The sequence below is a fragment of the Mesorhizobium sp. M8A.F.Ca.ET.208.01.1.1 genome, from assembly GCF_004791315.1.
Taxonomy (GTDB): domain Bacteria; phylum Pseudomonadota; class Alphaproteobacteria; order Rhizobiales; family Rhizobiaceae; genus Mesorhizobium.
The window spans coordinates 1-284 of the sequence record NZ_SRUT01000402.1; the positions used below are offsets into that span (position 1 = coordinate 1).

At 65.1% G+C, this 284-nt stretch carries 2 protein-coding genes; both read right to left on the reverse strand.

The window, feature by feature from the left end:
• A partial coding sequence (locus EN851_RS37620) for a DUF1868 domain-containing protein (RefSeq protein WP_245520914.1) occupies window positions 1-115 on the reverse strand: 115 nt, incomplete at its 3' end.
• On the reverse strand, window positions 76-216 hold the full coding sequence (locus tag EN851_RS35845) for a hypothetical protein (protein ID WP_245520915.1): 141 nt from the start codon (window positions 214-216) through the stop codon (window positions 76-78). The genes EN851_RS35845 and EN851_RS37620, both read right to left, overlap by 40 nt.
• Window positions 217-284 lie beyond the last annotated feature (68 nt).

Consider the following 284-nt stretch of genomic DNA (forward strand, 5'->3'; position numbering starts at 1 on the left):
CAAGCCGGTCGGCGTCGGGCATGGCGCGCATGCGCTCGCGCACTGCGACTACAGCGGCTTCGGAGGGTGAGCCGGCTACGAGATGGGAGACAACGGTGTTGCCAGGCTCGAACAGGAATTGCCCGGCGTGTCGTAGCGGGTGCCGAGATGCACCGGCGGCGCGGGGTTGGTGCCTTCGAAGAAGCCGGCGAGCGAGGGTCTGGCTTTGTCGAGCATGGCGATCTCCCTGGCGAGATCGCCTCTTGTCCGACTCGTATGTCAAAGATGTGAATCTAGGGGCGTCG